Here is a 20,191-nt window from a genome sequence, read left to right on the forward strand (position 1 = left end):
GGGGCTCGGGAGCCCGGATGATGACACTTCGCCCTGCCAACGGTGATGGCGACAGCCCCCGTCTGCTGGTGGTTCGCAACGACAAGCTCGGGGATTTCATGCTCGCCTGGCCGGCACTGGCCGGTCTCAAGGCGACCGATCCTAGCCCCCATGTCAGCGTGCTGGTACCAGCCTACACCGCGCCCCTTGCCAGGCAGTGCCCCTGGATCGACGAGGTGCTGATCGACCCGGGTGAAGCAGGCGGCCGCCCGGGTCGACAGGCGCTGCTACACCAGCTGCGCGAGGCGCGCTTCGATGCCCTGCTGACGCTCTTTTCAACACCGCGCATCGGCTGGCTGGGCTGGCGGGCTGGTATTCCCCTGCGTCTGGCCCCGGCCACCAAGTGGGCCCAGCTATTCTACAATCGACGCATCGTGCAGCGCAGGTCCCGCTCCGAGAAGCCGGAATACCTCTACAACCTGGAGCTGGCCGAGGCCCTGCTGGCAGAACTCGGGCTCGCGGTGCCGGCACGCCCCGAGCCGCCCTACTGGCCGCTTCCCGAGGGGGTCCGTGAGGCGCAGCGGGAGCGAATTTCCGACGAGTTGGGCCTGGATAGCTCGCGCCCCTGGTTCTTCGTGCATCCCGGCAGCGGCGGCTCGGCCGTGAACCTATCCCTCGAGCGCTATGCGACCCTGGTACTGGGCGTGGAAGCTCGACTGGCCAAGGCGAATCTTCCCGCCCCGGCCTGGGTGCTCACCGCCGGCCCCGGCGAGGAGGCCGCAGCCGATCGACTCCGCGAGCGCCTGGTCGGCGACGGGGTAACGGCATGCCTGCTGCCGCCCCGCCACGGGCTCGAAGACTTTGCCCTCAGCCTGTCCGCCGCCGACCTCTTCATCGCCGGCTCTACCGGCCCCCTGCATATTGCCGGCTGCCTGGACCGCCCTACCGCGGGCTTCTATCCCTCCCGGCGCTCGTCTACCCCCTTGCGCTGGCAGACCTGCAATGCCGAGGCCCGTCGGCTAGCCTTCTGCCCGCCACCCGGGGCCGGTGAGCGCGACATGGACAGCATCGACCTGGAGGCCGCAGCGAGCCGGATCGCCGACCACCTATACCACTTCCCGACCAGCGAGACGACGTCATGACCCCGATCACCGGCATCATCATCACCCTCGATGAAGCGGAGAACATCGCCGACTGCATCGCCTCGCTGAAACCGGTCTGCGACGAGATCATCGTCGTGGACTCGGGAAGCCGGGACGATACGATGGCGATCGCCGAGCGAGAGGGCGCCAACGTCATCCATCAGCCCTACCTCGGCGACGGCCCACAGAAGGCCTTCGCCGTGCCTCGGGCGCGCAACGACTGGATCCTCGCCCTGGATGCCGATGAGCGACTCGAGGAGGATGCCATCGCTGCCATCCGGGCACTGGAACTGGATGATCCCGACAAGGCCTATCGCTTCAATCGCCGAAACTTTGCCGGCAACCACTGGATCAAGGCCGCTGGCTTCTATCCAGACCCGGTGACACGGCTTTACAACCGCACCACCTCGGGTTACCTGCCGAAGAAAGCACACTCTTCCGTAAAGGCCCCACAAGCCCTGGACACTGGGACGCATATCCGTCATTTCACCTACCGGGACCTGTCCCACTGGATCATCCGCATCGATCAACTTTCGAGCCGAGACGCCTGGGCGATGAAGCAGCAAGGGAAAGGGCCCTCCCGTAGCCGGCCCACCTGGCATGCACTGAGTGCCTTGTTGAGAAAGCTCATACTCAAGGGAGGGCTGTTCCAGGGCGCCGACGGGATGACGGTGGCCGTGACCACCGCGTTTCATGCCTACATGAAGTACGCGAAGTTGAATGAGCTGTACGAGAACGAACGAGCGCGCGTAGCTTCTGATCATGCCTAGAGAAGTGATCCAGTTTCGCCACCCCCGCTGGTGGGCCCTGCTCGTCATCGGGCTATGGCTGGGGTTTGCCGTGGCCACCCTGCCCCATGTTCCGCTCTGGGCCATGGTGCCGGTCACCGGGGGATGGCTGCTGCTAGCCCGCTGGTGGCGCTGGGGCGCGCCATCACACCCTCGCCCCGTGCGCAGGGTGTGGCCCTGGTCGCTGTTTCCGATCGCCTTGTGGGGGCTCTACGTCTTCCTGGCCAACAGCTTCGGCAAGGTCGATCTCGGGGCTGTCTTCTTTCACCTGCAGGCCGGCATGGAGGAGCATGGTGGCGGAGAGCGCATCGGCGCCGCCATCCTCTACACCCTGTGCATGATCCTGTTGCTGGCCTCCTTCACCTGGCTGGTACGGGTCGACCATCGCTGGCGGCTGGCGGAGCGTCTGCTGGCCCTGGCGCTGCTGGCGAGCAACCCGATGCTCTATGGGATCGGCCAACGCGGTGCCGCCATCGTCACCGACGATGGCGCCTGGCTGGAGCGCCAGTATGTCGAGCCGGTCATCCTCGAGGCCCCGCGCGACCCGCCCAACCTGCTGCTGCTCTACCTGGAGAGCATCGAGCGCACCTATGCCGACCGGGAGCGCTTCGGGGATGCCTATGCCCATCTCGAAGCCCTGGGCGAGAAGGGCGTGGTCTTCGAGGGTGTCCGCCAGGTCGACAACACCGGCTGGACCATGGCCGGCATGATCGCCAGCCAGTGCGGCACGCCGCTGATGCCGGCCGGCCTGCTCCATGACAGCCAGTTCGAACCCCTCGGCAAGGTGGTGCCGGGCGTCGACTGCCTGGGCGACCTGCTCGACGCCCAGGGCTACGCCCTGTCCTACATGGGCGGCGCCAGCACCCGCTTCGCCGGCAAGGGCGTGTTTTACGAAGACCACGGCTTCGACCGGATATTGGGGAGGGAGGAGCTGGAGCCCCGGCTCGAGGCGCCCGACTACGTGAACAGCTGGGGGCTCTACGACGACACGCTGTATGACCTCACCGTCGAGGAGATCCGCCGGCTGGAGCGGCAAGACGACCCCTGGGGGCTGGTCAACCTGAGCATCACCGGCCATGCCCCCAACGGCTACCCGGCCCGCGACTGTCGGGAGCGGCAGGGCGAATTCGACGGCGTGGATATCCTCTATTCGGTGGAGTGCTCGGCCTGGCTGGCCCGCCGGCTAGTGGAGCGGCTCGAGGAGGAAGGGCTGCTGGAGAACACCCTGGTGGTGGTCGCCAGTGACCACCTGACCATGCGCGTCTCCGCCTGGGAGCAACTGGTCGCCGGGGAGCGGGACAATACCTTCATGCTGATCGGGGAAAAGCTCGAGCCTCGCCGGCTGGACGTCGAGGCATCGACCATGGACGTCCTGCCCACAGTGCTCGAAGCCATGGGCTTCGTCATCGACTGGCACCGTGCGGGGCTGGGGGTCTCGCTGCTCTCCGCCGAGCCGACCCTGGTCGAGGAGCACGGGCTGGATACCATCAACAACCGCCTGCGGGAGGAGACGGCCCTGCAGGAGCGCCTGTGGGAAGGCCTGGCGCCTCCGCAAGGCCCGCCGCCACCGCCCGAGCCGGTCGTCGAGCAGGTCGTCGAGACCCCCGAGGACCAGGCGCTCGAGGCGCCCGAGGAGCTGCCCTAGCCGGCGCTCGCCAGTATCGCCTGCAGGATGCGCTCGGGCATCAGCTGCTTCAGGCAATTGGTATGCCCCAGCGGGCAGGTGCGCTGGAAACAGGGCGAGCAGTCGAGGGCGAGGTAGTGCACCTCGGCATTCTCGGTCAATGGCGGTGTATAGGCAGGCGATGACGACCCGTAGAGGGCCTGCACCCGGGTCCCTACCGCGGCCGCCACATGCATCAGCCCGGAGTCGTTGGTCACCACCTGCTGACAGTCACCGAGCAGGTCGACGGCGTCCGCCAGCCGCGTCCTGCCACACAGGTTATGGGTGTGAGGTAGCGCATCGGCGATCACCTCGCCGGAATCCACGTCCTTGGGGCCTCCCAGGACACGGACCTCGAACCCCTCCACCACCAGCGATCTCGCCAGCTCCCGAAAATAGGCGAGCGGCCACTGCTTGGCGGGGCCATATTCTGCCCCCGGCATCATGCCGATGGCCGGGCGCGACGAGAGCCCCAGTTCGACGCGGCGCTCGACCAGGTTCTCGGTATCCAGCCGCAGCCGGGGCCGGGGTATGGGGAAGTCGCCCCGGGCGGTCTCTTCCGCGGGCAGGCCCAGGGCCACGAAGCGCTTCACGGTCTGGTCCAGCACCGCCTTGTCGAGCCGCCTGCGGTCATTGAGCAGCCACAGGCGCTGCTCGCCGGTGAAGCCGGTACGTCGAGGGATACGCGCCAGGAAGGGCACCAGCGCCGACTTCCAGGAGCGTGGCAGCACGATGGCATGGTCGAAGCGCCCCTGCAGGGAGCGGGCGAGCTGCCGCCGGGTGGCCAGGCCGAACTGGCCATGCCCTACCTCGAGGCTGGCCACCTCGTCGACCTCGTCCATCCGCTCGAGGATCGGCCGTGACCAGGCGGGGGCCACCACGGTGATCCGGCTGCCCGGCTGCCTCGCCTTCAGGGTCTTGAACAGGCTCTGCGCCATGACCATGTCGCCGACCCAGGAAGGCCCCACCACCAGGATGCGAGGCTCCCGGGAGGCCGGCATCTGCGGGGCCTCAGCCATTCAGCCACTCCAGGTACTCGTGCACCCCCTGGGCCACGGTACGGAACTCGCGATCGTAGCCGGCCTCGCGCAGGCGGCTGATATCGGCGCGCGTATAGCTCTGGTAGCGCCCCTTGAGTTCCTCGGGAAAGTCGATGTACTCGATCCTGCCGTGGCCGTAGTAGTTGACCACGGTCTCGCCGATGGCCTTGAAGGGCTCGGCGCGGCCGGTGCCCAGGTTGAAGATCCCGGAGGCCTCGGGGTGATCAAGGAACCACAGGTTGACGTCCACCACGTCGCCCACATAGACGAAGTCGCGGCTCTGCATGCCGGCCTCATAACCCTCCCAGGCGCCGAACAGCTTCACGTTCTGCCCGGCGCTAATCTGGGTATGGTGGTGGTAGGCGACGCTGGCCATCTTGCCCTTGTGCTGCTCCCGGGGCCCGTAGACGTTGAAGTAGCGGAACCCCACCACCTGGCTGGTGAAGTCGTCGTGGCGGGCGCGCACGTACTGGTCGAACAGCAGCTTGGAGTAGCCGTAGACGTTAAGCGGCTTCTCATGCTCCGGGGCCTCGAAGAACACCTCGCTGCCACCGTAGGTGGCCGCCGAGGAGGCGTAGAGGAAGGGGATGCCCTCGCGCTGGCAGAAGTGCAACAGCACCTTGGAGTACTCGAAGTTGTTCTCGAGCATGAAGCGCCCGTCCCACTCGGTGGTGTCCGAACAGGCGCCCTCGTGGAAGATGGCCTCGATAGGCGGCAGGTGCGAGGCCTCGCCATTCATCGCCGCCCTCACCCGGGCGAGGAAGTCATCCTTGTCCAGGTAGTCGCCGAGGGTGCAGTCGGCGAGGTTCACGAACTTGGTGCCGTCGCTGAGGTCGTCCACCACCAGCACATCGTCGTGGCCGCGGGCATTGAGTGCCTTGACCAGATTCGAGCCGATGAAGCCGGCCCCGCCTGTCACTACGATCATGGGAATCCTCTCGTCTCCGGGCCTGCGCCTATAACCGATCTTCCGGTGATTGTATACTTGACGGCTCGTGAATTCATGGCCAACGGTGCTTCCAATGACACAGTCGACGCCAGACGTGACAACCTTCCAGGGCCTGATCCTCGCCCTGCAGCAGTACTGGGCCGATCAGGGCTGCGTGATCCTCCAGCCCCTGGACATGGAGGTGGGAGCCGGCACCTTCCACACCGCCACCTTCCTGCGCTCCATCGGCCCCGAGACCTGGAACGCGGCCTACGTGCAGCCTTCACGCCGCCCTACCGATGGCCGCTACGGGGAGAACCCCAACCGCCTGCAGCACTACTACCAGTTTCAGGTGGTGATGAAGCCCTCCCCCGCCGACCTGCAGGAACGCTACCTGGGCTCCCTGAGGCACCTGGGGCTCGACCCGCTGGTCCATGACATCCGCTTCGTCGAGGACAACTGGGAGTCCCCCACCCTCGGCGCCTGGGGCCTGGGCTGGGAGGTCTGGCTCAACGGCATGGAGGTGACCCAGTTCACCTACTTCCAGCAGGCCGGGGGCCTGGAGTGCTACCCGGTCACCGGCGAGCTCACCTACGGCCTGGAGCGGATCGCCATGTACCTGCAGGATGTCGACAGCGTCTACGACCTGGTCTGGACGGTGGCCCCGGATGGCAGCCGCGTCACCTACGGCGACGTCTACCTGCAGAACGAGCGTGAGCAGTCGGCCTACAACTTCGAGCACGCCGACGTCGACTTCCTCTTCGCCTCCTTCGACCACCAGGAGCGCGAGTGCACCAAGCTGCTGGATGCCAGCCTGCCGTTGCCCGCCTACGAACAGGTGCTCAAGGCATCGCACACCTTCAACCTGCTGGATGCCCGTCACGCCATCTCGGTGACCGAACGCCAGCGCTACATCCTGCGCGTGCGCACCATGGCCCGTGACGTGGCCCAGGCCTACTACGACTCGCGCAAGGCCGCCGGCTTCCCGCTGGCCCCCGAGGCCTTGCGCCACGAACTGCTTGCCGAACAGGGAGAAGCTTGATGGCTGCCAATACCCTACTGGTCGAACTGGGCGTCGAGGAGCTGCCACCGGGCGCCATCGATGACCTCTCCGACGCCCTTGCCGAGGGCATCCGCAGGGGGCTCGTCGAGGCCGACATCGACTTCGGTGAGGTCCTCGCTCATGGCGGCCCGCGCCGGCTGGCCGTCCAGGTGGGCGAACTGGCCGACAAGCAGCCCGACCGCGAGGTCGAGCGTCGTGGCCCGGCCCTGGCCGCCGCCTTCAAGGAGGGCCAGCCGACACGAGCCGCCGAAGGCTTCGCCCGCTCCTGCGGCGTCGGCGTCGACGACCTGATCCACCTGGAGACCGACAAGGGCACCTGGCTCGGTTACCGCGAGCTGCAGCAGGGTGAGGCGACCACGGCCCTGCTCCCCGCCATCGTCGAGAAGGCCATCGGCGCCCTGCCGGTGCCCAAGAACATGCGTTGGGGTGCCTCACGGGTAGAGTTCTCCCGACCCGTCCACTGGCTGGTCATGCTCTACGGCAGCGAGGTCGTCGAGGCCAGTGCCCTGGGCCTGCAGGCAGGACGCACCACCCGCGGCCACCGCTTCCACGCGCCGGCCCCCATCGAACTGGCCCACGCCGACGACTACCTCGGCGCCCTGGAACAGGCCTGGGTGCTGGCCGACCGCGACAAGCGCCGCGAGCGTATCCGCGAGCAGGTGCTGGCCGAGGCCGAGGTCCAGGACGCCGCGGCCGTGATCGACGAGGAACTGCTCGTCGAGGTCAGCGGCCTGGTGGAGTGGCCCGTGGCCCTCACCGGCAGCTTCGACGAGCGCTTCCTCGAGGTGCCCGCCGAGTGCCTGATCTCCTCCATGAAGGCCAACCAGAAGTACTTCCACCTGCTGGATCACCAGGGCCGCCTCAAGCCGCTGTTCATCACCATCTCCAACATCGACAGCCACGAGCCGGAGCAGGTGATCCAGGGCAACGAGAAGGTGATCCGTCCACGCCTGGCCGATGCCGCCTTTTTCTACGACACCGATCGCCGCCGCCCGCTGGCGGACCGCGCCCCGGAACTGGCTGGCGTGGTGTTCCAGAAGAAGCTCGGCACCCTGGAAGACAAGGCGCATCGCAGCGCCGCCGTGGCGGCCTTCATCGCCGGCCGCATCGACGGTGACGTGGCCCAGGCCCGCCGCGCCGCGGAGCTCGGCAAGTGTGACCTGGTCACCGAGATGGTCCTCGAGTTCCCCGAGCTGCAGGGCATTATGGGCCGCTACTATGCCATCAACGACGGCGAGGCCGCCGAGGTGGCCCAGGCCCTGGAGGAGCAGTACCTGCCCCGCTTCGCCAGCGATGCGATCCCCCAGAGCCACACCGGCCTGGCACTGGCGCTGGCCGATCGCCTCGATACCCTTACCGGCATCTTCGGTATCGGCCAGCGCCCAAGCGGCACCAAGGACCCCTTCGCCCTGCGCCGTGCAGCTATCGGCGTGATCAATATCCTGGTCAAGGGCAAACTGGCCCTCGACCTGCGGGAGTTGCTGGAGCTGGCCACGGCACAGCACCAGGAGCTGCCTTACGCTGAAGGGCTGGTGGACGAGGTACTCACCTACATGCTCGACCGTTTCCGCGCCTGGGCGCGCGACGAGGGTATCGATACCGAGGTCTACCTCGCCGTGCGGGCCCGCCCGGTGACCCAACCCCTCGATTTCGCGCGCCGCCTGCGGGCCGTCCAGGGCTTCTCTCGCCGCGAGGAAGCCGCGGCCCTCGCTGCCGCCAACAAGCGGGTCTCCAACATCCTCAGCAAGCAGCAGCATGACGGCAGCACCGAAGTGGAGGCGGGACTGTTCCAGGAGACTGCCGAGAAGGCACTCTACGAGGCCCTGGCATCGCGCCGACAGGCGGTGATGCCGCTCTTCGCCGAGGCGCGCTACAGCGAGGCACTGGACGCCCTGGCTGGCCTGCGGGAACCGGTGGACACCTTCTTCGACCAGGTGATGGTCATGGCCGAGGATCCCGCCGTGCGCCGCAACCGACTGGCCCTGCTCGCCGGCCTTCAGGGCCTCTTCCTGGAGGTGGCGGATATCGCCCTGCTCCAGCAGTGACGCCATCCCCGAGTGACCAACCGAGGCCGGCGAGCAATCGCCGGCCTTTTTCATGCACGACACCGCTTGTTCCACGTGAAACACTCCTGCACAACGGACAATCCGCCCAAGGAGATCACCACCATGCCCGCAGCCGACCGGCTCGTGATCCTCGACCGTGATGGCGTCATCAACCAGGACTCCGACGACTATGTGAAATCCCTGGATGAGTGGATCCCCTACCCTGCCGCCATCGAGGCCATCGCCCGGCTCAATCGTGCCGGCTGGACAGTGGCCATCGCTACCAACCAGTCCGGCATTGCCCGCGGTTACTATGACGTGGAGGAGTTGGAGGCCATGCATGACCGGCTCCATGAGCTGGTTCACGACGCCGGCGGGGAGATTGCCCATATTGCCCACTGTCCCCATGGCCCGGATGAGGGCTGTGAATGCCGCAAGCCCTTGCCCGGCCTGCTGGAAGAGATTCGGGAGGCTCTGGCGATGGACAGCCTCGAAGGCAGCTGGATGGTCGGCGACAGCCTGCGGGACCTGCAAGCCGGCGAGCCGATGGGTTGCCGGCCGGTACTGGTCCGCACCGGCAAGGGGCGCCGGACGGAAGAGAAGGGGGAGGGACTCGAAGACGCGCTGGTCTTCGATGATCTAGCGGCCTTCGTGGACTGGCTGCTGGCGCACTAACTAGGCACTGACACAAGGAGCAAGAAGCAAGAAGCAAGGAGCAAGGAGCAAGGAAGGCTCGCCTGCAGCATATAGAAAAGCCCCACCATCGAGAAATGGTGGGGCTTTTCTTTGGTGCTGGGCGCTGGGCGCCTTCAGTAGTGTTTCACGTGGAACATGCTACCTCGGCCATCAGATATCCAGGTTGGCCACCAGCGCATAGCGTTCGATGAAGTCGCGGCGGGGCTCGACCTCGTCACCCATCAGGGTATTGAACATCATGTCGGCGGCGACCGCATCCTCGATGGAGACCCTCAGCATGCGACGGGTATCCGGGTTCATGGTCGTCTCCCAGAGCTGGTCCGGGTTCATCTCGCCCAGCCCCTTGTAGCGCTGGATGGATAGGCCTCGCTGGGCCTCGGCCATCAGCCACTCCAGGGCATCATAGAAGGTCGCGACGGGCTTCTGTCGTTCACCACGAGCCACATGGCTGCCCTCCTCCAGCAAACCGTCCAGCGTCTCGCCGAGGCTTGCCATGGCGCGATAGTCGGCACTGGTGAAGAACTCGATACCCCAGACATAGTCGGTAGTGACACCATGCGCCGTCAGCGTCACCGCCGGCAGGAAGACACCACGCTCCCCTTCCTCCTCGAGGCGGAAGGTATATCTCGGGCCACCCTCGTAGGAGACCAGCGCATCCATCTCGGCCTGCAGGTACTCTATCCAGTTCTGCATGGTGACGCGATCACGCAGGCTTTGCTCGCCGTCGAGATGCGCCGCATGGACGATCTTGCGCAGCACCACATTGGGGTAGACGCGCGACAGGCGATCGATGCGCTTCATCACATCGCGATACTGGTTGACGAGGGCTTCCAGCTGGGCACCGCCGATGCCGGGTGCATCCGCATTGACATGCAGCCGGGCTCCGTCGAGCGCCGTCGTCGTCAGGTAGTCGATCATCGCCTGCTCATCCTTGAGATAGAGCTCCTGCTTGCCACGCTTGATCTTGTAGAGCGGCGGCTGGGCGATGAAGACATGGCCTCGTTCGATAAGCTGCGACATCTGGCGGAAGAAGAAGGTCAGCAGCAGGGTCCGGATGTGCGACCCGTCCACGTCGGCATCGGTCATGATGATGATGGAGTGATAGCGCAGCTTGTCGGGGTCGAACTCCTCCCGGCCGATACTGCAGCCCAGGGCCGTGATCAGGGTGCCGACCTCTGCCGAAGAGAGCATCTTGTCGAAGCGCGCCTTCTCGACGTTGAGGATCTTGCCCTTGAGCGGAAGGATCGCCTGGGTACGACGATCCCGCCCCTGCTTGGCACTTCCGCCGGCCGAGTCACCCTCGACGAGGAAAAGCTCGGAGAGGCTGGGGTCCTTCTCCTGGCAGTCGGCCAACTTGCCGGGCAGGCCCGCGATGTCCAGGGCTCCCTTGCGGCGGGTCATGTCACGCGCCTTGCGCGCCGCCTCGCGGGCACGTGCCGCATCCAGCATCTTGTTGACGATGGCCTTGGCTTCGTTGGGCTTCTCGATCAGGTATTCCGAGAACAGCCGCCCCATCTCCTGCTCAACCGCGGTCTTGACCTCGGAGGAGACCAACTTGTCCTTCGTCTGGGCAGAGAACTTCGGATCCGGCACCTTCACGGAGATGATCGCGGTCAGTCCCTCACGGGCATCGTCGCCGGAGGTATTGACCTTGGCCTTCTTGAGCAACCCCTCGGCCTCGATGTAGTGGTTGAGGGAGCGAGTGAGGGCCGCGCGGAAACCCGCCAGATGGGTGCCGCCATCCCGCTGGGGGATGTTGTTGGTATAGCAGAAGATGTTCTCGGAGAAGGTGTCGTTCCACTGCATCGCCACCTCCACGCCGACGCCATCCTCTCGTTCGGCATTGAAGTGGAACACCGGGTTGAGCACCGTCTTGTTGGTGTTCAGGTGATTGACGAAGGCCTTGAGACCACCCTCGTAGTGGAACAGCTCCTCCTTGCCACTGCGCTCGTCCATCAGGCGGATGGCCACGCCGGAGTTCAGGAAGGAGAGCTCCCTGAGGCGCTTGGCCAGGATGTCGTAGTGGAATTCGATGTTGTGGAAGGTCTCGGACGAGGGGCGGAAGTGCACGCGCGTCCCGCTCTTCTCCGTCTTGCCGACCAACGACAGCGGCGCATCGGGAACGCCATGGTGATAGATCTGCTCATGTATCTGGCCCGCACGCCAGATGGTCAGCTTGAGCTCCTCGGACAGGGCATTGACGACCGAGACGCCCACGCCATGCAGGCCACCGGACACCTTGTAGGAGTTGTCGTCAAACTTGCCGCCGGCATGCAGCACCGTCATGATCACTTCGGCCGCCGACACGCCCTCTTCTTCATGAAGCTCGGTCGGAACGCCACGGCCATTGTCGGTGACGGTTACAGATTCGTCGGGATGGATGATGACCCGGATCTCGCTGCAGTATCCGGCCAAGGCTTCATCGATGGAGTTGTCCACCAGCTCGAACACCATGTGGTGCAGGCCCGTGCCGTCGTCGGTGTCGCCGATATACATGCCCGGCCGCTTGCGTACGGCATCCAGACCCTTGAGGACCTTGATGCTCGATGAGTCGTAAGCCTGTTCGCTCATTGACTACTCCGTCATGAAGTCTGTCTGTCCAGTGGCAGCAGCTGTCCCTGCCCCGATTCGGAATGTTTCACGTGGAACATCGCCACCTGGGTGTCCGGCTGCCAGAGGCCTGCCAGGGCATCGGGGTCGACGCTGGTGACGAACACCTGGCAGCGCATCCGCTCCAGCCAGCCGCAGAATACCCGGCGGTGCTCGAGATCCAGTTCGGCAGGCAGGTCATCGATCAGGTAGATGCAGGTGCGGCCGGTGATCTGCTCGAGCAGGCGCCCCTGGGCCAGCTTCAGGGCACTCACCACCAGCTTCTGCTGACCGCGGGAGAGCACGTCCACGGCCGGACGCTTGCCGAGACGGATACCCAGCTCTGCCCGCTGAGGCCCCTGCTGGGTAAAGCCCATCTGGCGATCGGTGTCGCGTGCCTGATGAAGGATGTCCGCCAGTTCTCGCCTGCGGTCCCAGCCGCGCGTATAGCGCAGCGAAAGCCCAGGCAGGGTGATCAGCTCGGCCAACGTGTCCTCGAACACCGGAACGAACATCTCGATCCAGTCGCGACGCATGCCATCCACTCGGTCGCCCCAGTGCACCAGTTCCTGTTCCCAGGCATCCAGGGAAGCATCCGTCATTCTACCATGCCGGAGAAGGGCATTCCGATGTTTCAGCGCGCGCCGAAAGCGTCGCCAGACATCGAGAAAGCCATGTTTCACGTGAAACACGCCCCAGTCGAGGAACTCGCGTCGCCCAGACGGCGGCCCCTCCAGGAGACGGAAGGCGTCGGGGTTGATCAGCTGCAACGGCAGGGCCTCCACCAGGCGCGAGACGCGTTCCAGACGCTCTCCCGCCAGGCGCATCTCCAGCTCACTACCCTCGCGGTGTCGGCGTATGCCGATGGTCATCGCCGGATCACCGGCCAGGCGTCCATGCAGCGTCATGGCGTCGGCATCGTGAGCGATGACGTGACGCAGCTGACGGGCGCGAAAGGAGCGCCCCATGCCGAGGACATGGATGCCCTCCAGCAGGCTGGTCTTGCCGCTGCCGTTGGCGCCGGTGAAGAGGTTGATGCGAGGGCCCGGGGTCAGGTCCACGGCCTGCAGGTTGCGCAGGCCATGGAAGGCAAGGCGTTCGAGAGGCATCAGGCAGAATCGACCGCAGCGGCGGTGACGCCCGGCATGGGCGCCACCGGCCGGCGCCTCAGAGGCGCATCGGCATGACGACGTACATGGCGTCGCCGCCGCCGGGCTCTTCCATCAGCGCACTGCTGTTGGGATCGGCCAGGGTCATCTGCACCCGGTCCTCGTCCAGCACGCTGAGCACGTCGACGAGATAGCCGACATTGAAGCCGATCTCCATGACCGGCCCGCTGTACTCGATGGCGACGTTCTCCTCGGCCTCCTCTTGCTCGGGGTTGTTGGCCATCACTCGCAGGTTGCCCTCCTCGAGATTCAGGCGTACGCCGCGATACTTCTCGTTGGAGAGGATGGCCGTGCGCGACAGGACCTGGCGCAGCTCGGCACGATCGGCGATGAAGACCTTGTCACCTCCGCGCGGCACGACCCGCTCGTAGTCGGGGAACTTGCCGTCGACCAGCTTGGACGTGAAGGTAAAGTCGCCGGTATGGGCACGCACATGGCTGGCACCGAGGGTCAGACTTACCGGCTCCTCGCCATCATCGAGCAGGCGCACCAGCTCCAGGACCCCCTTACGCGGCACGATCAGCTTCTGGGCGGGCTCCACCTGGATCTCGGCCGGACGCGAGCAGACGGCCAGGCGATGGCCGTCGGTGGCCACGGTGCGCACCAGGTTGTTGCCCAGTTCGAGCAGCATGCCATTGAGGTAATAGCGGACGTCCTGCTGGGCCATCGCGAAGGAGGTCGCATCGATCAGGTGCTTCAGGACGCCCCGCGGCAGGCTGAGCTCCACGTTTCCCGGGTCATCCTCGATATTGGGGAACTCGGCCACCGGCAGGGTCGAGAGGGTAAAGCGCGAGCGACCGCTGCGCAGTACCGCCCTCCCCTCTTCGAGGGAAAGCTGTATCTCGGACTGGTCCGGCAGTGACTTGCAGATATCCATGAGCTTGCGCGCAGGTACCGTCGCCGATCCAGGCTCTTGCACCTGGCTGGCGGCGGTACGGCCGATCAGCTCGACCTCGAGATCGGTACCGGTGAGTGATACCTGATCCTGGTCGACCTGAATCAGTACGTTGGAGAGTACCGGCAAGGTCTGGCGTCGCTCCACCACGCCGGCAACCAGCGTCAGCGGGCGCAGCAGCGCTTCTCGGGAGATGGAAAAATTCATGTCGGCTCCACTACTTGTCCTGGAGGGATTGAGGCCGGCGACCCGACCGCTGGTGTTCCGTTCAGCTGGTCAACAGCCGCAGCAGATTCTTGTAGTCCTCGCGGATGTCCGCGCTCTCCTCCTGCAACGCCTTCACCTTGCGGCAGGCATGCAGCACCGTGGTGTGATCCCGGCCACCGAAGGCATCACCGATCTCCGGCAGGCTATGGTTGGTCAACTCCTTGGCCAGGGCCATGGCGACCTGTCGGGGCCGGGCCACCGAGCGGGAGCGACGCTTGGAGAGCAGGTCGGCAAGCTTGATCTTGTAGTACTCGGCCACGGTGCGCTGGATGTTGTCCACACCGACCTGCTTGTCCTGGAGCGCCAGCAGGTCCTTGAGGGATTCGCGGATGAAGTCCTGGGTGATCGTCTTGCCCATGAAGTGGGAGTCGGCGATTACCTTCTTCAGGGCACCCTCCAGCTCACGCACGTTGGAGCGGATCTTCTGGGCGATGAAGAAGGCGGCGTCGTGGGGCAGGTCGACCTTGGCCTGGTCGGCCTTCTTCATCAGGATCGCCACCCGGGTCTCCAGTTCTGGCGGCTCGATGGCCACCGTCAGACCCCATCCGAAACGCGACTTCAGGCGTTCCTCTACCCCACTGATTTCCTTGGGGTATCGATCGGAGGTCAGGATCATCTGCTGGCCACCCTCGAGCAGCGCATTGAAGGTATGGAAGAACTCCTCCTGGGAGCGCTCCTTGCCGGCGAAGAACTGGATATCGTCGATCAGCAGGGCGTCGACGCTGCGATAGAAGCGCTTGAAGTCGTTGATGGCGTTGAGCTGCAGCGCCTTGACCATGTCGGCCACGAAGCGTTCGGAGTGCAGGTAGACGACGCGGGCATTCTCGCGGCGCGTTGCCAGGGCGTTGCCCACGGCGTGCATCAGGTGGGTCTTGCCGAGGCCGACCCCGCCATAGAGGAACAGCGGATTGTAGGCGCCGCCGGGATTCTCGGACACCTGGCGGGAGGCGGCCCTGGCCAGCTGGTTCGACTTGCCCTCGACGAAGGTCTCGAAGGTGAAGTTAGGATTGAGGCCACTGCTGTGCTTGAGGCTCCCCTCCACCTGCACCTGCCGCTCGCCGCCACGCCGCTGCCCAGCGCCTTCCTCTCGCAGCTGGTCGATCTCGCGCTCGTCCCCCACATCCCCCCGCGGAGGCACCTGGACTGCCGGTGAAGCCGGAGCTCGTGACGCCGAGACGGGATTGCCCAGCTCACGAGGCTGAGGAGCCGGCGCCGCGCGGCGACTGCCGACTGTCAGCACCACCTTGGGTGGCTTGGCGGGCGAGAGTTCACGCATCAGCTCGCTGATCCGCTTGGCATACTTGTCGCTGACCCAGTCGCGCACGAAGCGGTTCGGCGCCAACAGGCGCAACTGGTTGGACTCCCCTTCCTCCGCCTGCAGCGGGCGGATCCAGGTATTGAACTGCTGTGAATTCAGTTCATCCTGCAGGGTATCCAGACATTGTTGCCAGAGAGCCAGTGACACGCGACCTCACCATTGCATTGAAAACGACCGCCCATTGTATCGTTCAGGTGACGGGTTATCCACATGCCCCATATTGTGACATTCTCTGTGGAAAACCCTCGGAGGCCTGATGGAGGAAGGTCTGATGGGAGACTGTAGGTCGACGATCTCGGCACCCACGTCATCGGCATGCGATGCCGGCGGCTGGTGCACGTCATCCCCGCAGCATCCCCACCTTGTCCACAGCTAAACATTTAAAGCAAAATACTGATATTAAATGCCTATAGCAACTTACTCACAATACATATCCCCAATAGTGATAACAGGGCCTGATCACTGCCGGTGATTGCCCGCGGCCGCGACGAGCGCCCAGGCGCGCGCCACACCCTGCCGGCAGCATCGTGACGCACGGAATAATTGCACCGCGGGCCTGAAATCACTACAATTTCCGGTCTTGAACCGAACACCCCCGGGTCCGCCAGCGGCATCCGGATCTCTCCGAATGATCGATTCGTTCCAAAAACCACGTGGGAATAACGAGTTATGAAACGTACTTTTCAACCTAGCGTCCTCAAGCGCAAGCGCGTGCATGGCTTCCGTGCACGCATGGCCACCAAGAATGGTCGTGCCGTACTGGCTCGTCGCCGTGCCAAGGGCCGCAAGCGCCTGAGCGCCTGACCGCGGCCCTCGCGTGTCCAATCAGGGCTATCCCCGGCAGCTGCGACTGCTGACCGCCGGGGATTATCGACGTGTCTTCGAAACGGCTGCATTCAAGGTCCACGGCAAAGGGCTGATGGCCCTCGCCTCTCCCAACGAGCGAGGTCATCCGCGACTCGGCCTGATCTTCAGCAAGAAGAACGTCCGCAGAGCCGTCGACCGAAACCGCCTCAAGCGCATCGTGCGTGAATCCATCCGGCTTCAGCAGCATCGCCTGCCCTCGGTGGATATCGTGGTGCTGGCAAGACGAGGTGTCCATGAACTGGACAATGCCACCGTGCATCGCCAGCTCCACGGCATGTGGCGTCGCCTGGAGCGAGAGGCACGCAGGTCGTCCCACGGGACGGACTCGCCCAGCCCGGAGAACGGTAACGCGGGCCGCGCACGATGACCGGCACCTCAGCGTGCCGATGTATCCCGGAGCCGGCATGGGCATGACCCCTGCCATCCTCGCTGCGCCCCTCCACGCTGACGCCTTGGATGCAGCCAGCCTGCACGCGTTGTCCAGCCTGCCCCCGGCAGGCTTTCGTGTATCTCGGGTGGGCGACCTGCGTTGCACCATCGGAATGTTCACTACCCATCGGGCAGACCCCTCATGGACGTAAAACGACTTCTCCTCGTGATTCCCCTGGCGGTACTCGCCTACCTGCTGATCGTCCAGTGGAATCAGGACTACGGACAGGTGACCCCTGAGCCGCAAGCTCCCGCCATCACCAGCAGCACCCAGGAAGGGGCCCGCCAGGACTCGGCTTCCTCGGGTGGTGACGACCTCTCTGTCCCCGCGACAGCCGGTTCGGCGGACGACATGACCGGCGAGATTCCCGGCGAGGCCGCTTCGGCATCAGGCAGCCGTGACCTGGTGGCCGTGGTCACCGACGTGCTCGATGTCCGCATCGACCCCCAGGGCGGTGACATCGTCTATGCGGCGCTGCCCCAGCATCGCTTCAGCCTCGACTCCAAACAGCCCTATGTGCTGCTCTCCAACAGCGAGGGTCGCAGCTATGTGGCACGCTCCGGCCTTCAGCTCGAGGGCCACGAGGGACGCATCACCTTCGCCCCGGAAGCGACCGAATACCGGCTGGGCGAGAACGACGAGCGTCTCGAGGTCGACCTTACCGCCGAGGTAAATGGCGTGGAAGTGATCAAACGCTTCACCTTCGAGCGTGACAGCTACGCGGTGGACGTGAACTACTACCTGGCCAACAACACCGAGCAGCCGGTCACCGCCCGCTTCATCGGCCAACTGGCCCGCGACAACAGCAGCGACCCCTCCAGCGGTCCGGCCCTGGGCATGCAGTCCTTCCTCGGCGCCGCCTACTCCACCCCGGAGGATCGTTACCTCAAGGTCGACTTCGAGGAGATTCAGGAGGGCGCCTTCAACAACCGCGATGTCGAGGGTGGCTGGGTCGCCATCATCCAGCACTACTTCACCTCGGCCTGGGCCCCTGCCCAGAACCAGCAGAACCTCTACTACGCCACCACCGACTCCCGTGGCCGCAACGTGGCCGCCTTCGCCGGCCCCACCATCAGCATGGCCGCCAACGGCGAGGCTACACTGGGCGCGACCCTCTACATGGGGCCCAAGGTGCAGGAGCGACTCGAGGCCGTGGCCCCCCACCTGGAGCTGACGGTGGACTTCGGCTGGCTGTGGTTCATCGCCAACCCGCTGTTCTGGCTGCTGGACCAGATCCACGACCTGATCGGCAACTGGGGCTGGTCCATCGTCCTGCTGACCCTGCTGGTGAAGCTGGCCCTGTGGCCGCTCTCCGCCAAGGCCTACAAGTCCATGGCCCGCATGCGCAAGCTGGGCCCGGAGATGCAGCGCCTCAAGGAGCAGTTCGGCGATGACCGCCAGAAGATGTCCCAGGAGATGATGAAGTTCTACCAGAAGGAGAAAATCAATCCCCTGGGCGGCTGCCTGCCGATCCTGGTGCAGATGCCGGTGTTCATCGCCCTCTACTGGATGCTGCTGGAGTCCGTGGAGCTGCGTCACGCGCCCTTCATGTTCTGGATCCAGGACCTGTCGGTGAAGGATCCATACTTCATCCTGCCGATCCTGATGGGCGCCTCGATGTTCGTTCAGCAGATGCTCAACCCGACACCTCCGGACCCCATGCAGGCGAAGATCATGAAGATGCTGCCGATCGTCTTCACCTTCTTCTTCCTGTGGTTCCCGGCGGGCCTGGTCATCTACTGGGTGGTCAACAACTGCATCTCGATCGTTCAGCAGTATGCGATCACCCGCAAGATCGAGGCCGACCCGAGCATCGGCAAGGGCATGAAGACCAAGTAACGCGGTGCTTCTCCCTCACCTCCAGACCCCCGCTCCGGCGGGGGTCTGGCGTTTGCGGGGCCCGACCCGGAGAATATCCCCCTTCCAGCAGAGGAGCCGCCGATGACCGCCAGCCTCCATGATCAGGACACCATCACCGCCCTGGCCACCCCGCCGGGACGCGGCGGCGTGGGCATCATCCGCGTCTCCGGCCCCAGCTGCAGGACGATCGTCGAGGCCATGGTGGGCCACTGCCCGGCCCCGCGATACGCCCACTACGGGCCCTTCCGCGGCGACTCCACGGTGATCGACGAGGGCATCGCGCTGTTCTTCCCGGGACCCCACTCCTTCACCGGCGAGGATGTCCTGGAACTGCAGGGACATGGCGGCCCGGTGATCATGGACCTGCTGCTCGAGCGCTGCGTGCAGCTCGGGGCACGGCTCGCCCGCCCCGGGGAGTTCTCGGAGCGCGCCTTCCTCAACGACAAGCTGGACCTGGCCCAGGCCGAGGCCATCGCCGACCTGATCGAGGCCAGTTCCCGGGGGGCGGCCGAGAACGCCCTGCGCTCCCTGCAGGGCGAGTTCTCGCATCGCGTGGCGTCACTGGTCCAGCGGCTGATCGAGCTGCGCATGTACGTCGAGGCGGCCATCGACTTCCCCGAGGAGGAGATCGACTTCCTGGCCGACGGGCATGTCGCCGAGAGGCTCGCCGCGGTCCAGACGGAACTGGCCGAAGTGCGGGCCGCGGCCGGCCAGGGGGCGCTGATGCGAGAAGGCATGAGCGTGGTGATCGCCGGGCGTCCCAATGCCGGCAAGTCGAGCCTGCTCAATGCGCTGACCGAACAGGACACCGCCATCGTCACCGACATCGAGGGCACCACCCGGGACGTGCTACGCGAGCATATCCACCTGGATGGCATGCCCCTGCACGTCATCGATACGGCCGGGCTGCGCGATACGCCGGACGCGGTGGAGAAGATCGGGGTGGCCCGGGCCTGGGAGGAAATCGAGAAGGCCGACCGGGTGCTGCTGCTGGTGGATGCGGCCACCACCGATGCCATCGACCCCATGGCCATCTGGCCCCAATTCGTCGCACGCCTTCGGGACCCCTCACGCCTGACGCTGGTGCGCAACAAGATCGACGCCAGCCACGAGGCCCCCGGCATCGACGCCGACACCGGCACCCCGGTGATTCGGCTGTCGGCCAAAAGCGGCGCGGGGGTGGATGGCCTCAAAGAGCACCTCAAGTCGGTGATGGGTTATGCCACCACCACCGAAGGGCGCTTCTCGGCCCGGCGCCGGCACCTGGAGGCCCTGGACCGGGCGCGCCAGGCCCTCAGTAACGGCGAAACGCAGCTCGCTGGCTATGGGGCCGGCGAGCTGCTTGCCGAGGACCTACGCGACGCCCAGCAGGCCCTGGGCGAGATCACCGGGGAGTTCAGTGCCGACGACCTGCTCGGCGAGATCTTCGGTAGCTTCTGCATCGGCAAGTAG

16 protein-coding genes are annotated in these 20,191 nt (G+C 65.3%); 10 read left to right on the forward strand and 6 right to left on the reverse strand.

Annotation, left to right across the window (positions count from 1 at the left end; all coding sequences use genetic code 11):
• The first annotated feature begins 17 nt into the window (after window positions 1-17).
• The 3 genes from M8009_RS14145 to M8009_RS14155 are packed head-to-tail and all read left to right on the forward strand — an operon-like array spanning window position 18 to window position 3,554.
• Window positions 18-1,121, forward strand: coding sequence for a glycosyltransferase family 9 protein (locus M8009_RS14145; protein ID WP_250062299.1), 1,104 nt, complete (start codon window positions 18-20; stop codon window positions 1,119-1,121).
• Window positions 1,118-1,891, forward strand: coding sequence for a glycosyltransferase family 2 protein (locus M8009_RS14150; RefSeq protein WP_250062301.1), 774 nt, complete (start codon window positions 1,118-1,120; stop codon window positions 1,889-1,891). The genes M8009_RS14145 and M8009_RS14150 overlap by 4 nt, the downstream gene beginning before the upstream one ends.
• The gene (locus M8009_RS14155; RefSeq protein WP_250062303.1) at window positions 1,884-3,554 is read left to right on the forward strand and encodes a sulfatase-like hydrolase/transferase; all 1,671 of its coding nucleotides are present in this window, start codon (window positions 1,884-1,886) and stop codon (window positions 3,552-3,554) included. Before M8009_RS14150 ends, M8009_RS14155 begins: the two co-directional genes overlap by 8 nt.
• Here the strand turns inward: M8009_RS14155 and waaF are convergent.
• On the reverse strand, window positions 3,551-4,591 hold the full coding sequence (waaF, locus tag M8009_RS14160) for a lipopolysaccharide heptosyltransferase II (RefSeq protein WP_250062305.1): 1,041 nt from the start codon (window positions 4,589-4,591) through the stop codon (window positions 3,551-3,553). The two genes, M8009_RS14155 and waaF, sit on opposite strands and share 4 nt — an antisense overlap.
• Window positions 4,584-5,540, reverse strand: coding sequence for an ADP-glyceromanno-heptose 6-epimerase (gene rfaD, locus M8009_RS14165; protein WP_250062307.1), 957 nt, complete (start codon window positions 5,538-5,540; stop codon window positions 4,584-4,586). Before rfaD ends, waaF begins: the two co-directional genes overlap by 8 nt.
• Before the next feature lie 94 nt (window positions 5,541-5,634).
• Here rfaD and glyQ point away from each other — a divergent pair, with 94 nt between their 5' ends.
• The 3 genes from glyQ (at window position 5,635) to gmhB (ending at window position 9,323) form a co-directional block, all read left to right on the forward strand.
• A complete protein-coding gene (gene glyQ / locus M8009_RS14170; RefSeq protein WP_250062309.1) occupies window positions 5,635-6,582 on the forward strand; it encodes a glycine--tRNA ligase subunit alpha in 948 nt (315 codons plus the stop codon).
• Window positions 6,582-8,648, forward strand: coding sequence for a glycine--tRNA ligase subunit beta (gene glyS / locus M8009_RS14175; protein WP_250062311.1), 2,067 nt, complete (start codon window positions 6,582-6,584; stop codon window positions 8,646-8,648). Before glyQ ends, glyS begins: the two co-directional genes overlap by 1 nt.
• Window positions 8,649-8,771: 123 nt before the next feature.
• Window positions 8,772-9,323 carry a D-glycero-beta-D-manno-heptose 1,7-bisphosphate 7-phosphatase gene (gene gmhB, locus M8009_RS14180; protein ID WP_250062313.1) on the forward strand — a complete coding sequence of 184 codons (552 nt, stop codon included), beginning with the start codon at window positions 8,772-8,774 and terminating at the stop codon, window positions 9,321-9,323.
• A 171-nt stretch (window positions 9,324-9,494) separates the two neighbouring features.
• Here gmhB and gyrB read toward each other — a convergent pair whose 3' ends face one another.
• The 4 genes from gyrB to dnaA form a co-directional block, all read right to left on the reverse strand.
• A complete protein-coding gene (gyrB, locus tag M8009_RS14185) occupies window positions 9,495-11,915 on the reverse strand; it encodes a DNA topoisomerase (ATP-hydrolyzing) subunit B (protein WP_250062315.1) in 2,421 nt (806 codons plus the stop codon).
• Window positions 11,916-11,926: 11 nt separating this feature from the next.
• The gene (gene recF, locus M8009_RS14190) at window positions 11,927-13,042 is read right to left on the reverse strand and encodes a DNA replication/repair protein RecF (protein WP_250062317.1); all 1,116 of its coding nucleotides are present in this window, start codon (window positions 13,040-13,042) and stop codon (window positions 11,927-11,929) included.
• A 58-nt stretch (window positions 13,043-13,100) separates the two neighbouring features.
• Window positions 13,101-14,204 carry a DNA polymerase III subunit beta gene (gene dnaN, locus M8009_RS14195; protein WP_250062319.1) on the reverse strand — a complete coding sequence of 368 codons (1,104 nt, stop codon included), beginning with the start codon at window positions 14,202-14,204 and terminating at the stop codon, window positions 13,101-13,103.
• A gap of 61 nt (window positions 14,205-14,265) precedes the next feature.
• The gene (dnaA, locus tag M8009_RS14200) at window positions 14,266-15,729 is read right to left on the reverse strand and encodes a chromosomal replication initiator protein DnaA (protein ID WP_250062321.1); all 1,464 of its coding nucleotides are present in this window, start codon (window positions 15,727-15,729) and stop codon (window positions 14,266-14,268) included.
• A 522-nt stretch (window positions 15,730-16,251) separates the two neighbouring features.
• Between dnaA and rpmH the strand changes: the two genes are divergently transcribed.
• The 4 genes from rpmH (at window position 16,252) to mnmE (ending at window position 20,191) form a co-directional block, all read left to right on the forward strand.
• On the forward strand, window positions 16,252-16,386 hold the full coding sequence (gene rpmH / locus M8009_RS14205) for a 50S ribosomal protein L34 (RefSeq protein WP_010626003.1): 135 nt from the start codon (window positions 16,252-16,254) through the stop codon (window positions 16,384-16,386).
• Window positions 16,387-16,399: 13 nt separating this feature from the next.
• A complete protein-coding gene (gene rnpA, locus M8009_RS14210; RefSeq protein WP_250062323.1) occupies window positions 16,400-16,816 on the forward strand; it encodes a ribonuclease P protein component in 417 nt (138 codons plus the stop codon).
• Window positions 16,817-17,020: 204 nt separating this feature from the next.
• Window positions 17,021-18,718, forward strand: coding sequence for a membrane protein insertase YidC (gene yidC / locus M8009_RS14215; RefSeq protein ID WP_250062325.1), 1,698 nt, complete (start codon window positions 17,021-17,023; stop codon window positions 18,716-18,718).
• A gap of 102 nt (window positions 18,719-18,820) precedes the next feature.
• Window positions 18,821-20,191, forward strand: a complete 1,371-nt coding sequence (mnmE, locus tag M8009_RS14220; RefSeq protein WP_250062334.1) for a tRNA uridine-5-carboxymethylaminomethyl(34) synthesis GTPase MnmE — start codon at window positions 18,821-18,823, stop codon at window positions 20,189-20,191.

Source organism: Halomonas gemina, assembly GCF_023554995.1.
Lineage (GTDB): Bacteria > Pseudomonadota > Gammaproteobacteria > Pseudomonadales > Halomonadaceae > Halomonas > Halomonas gemina.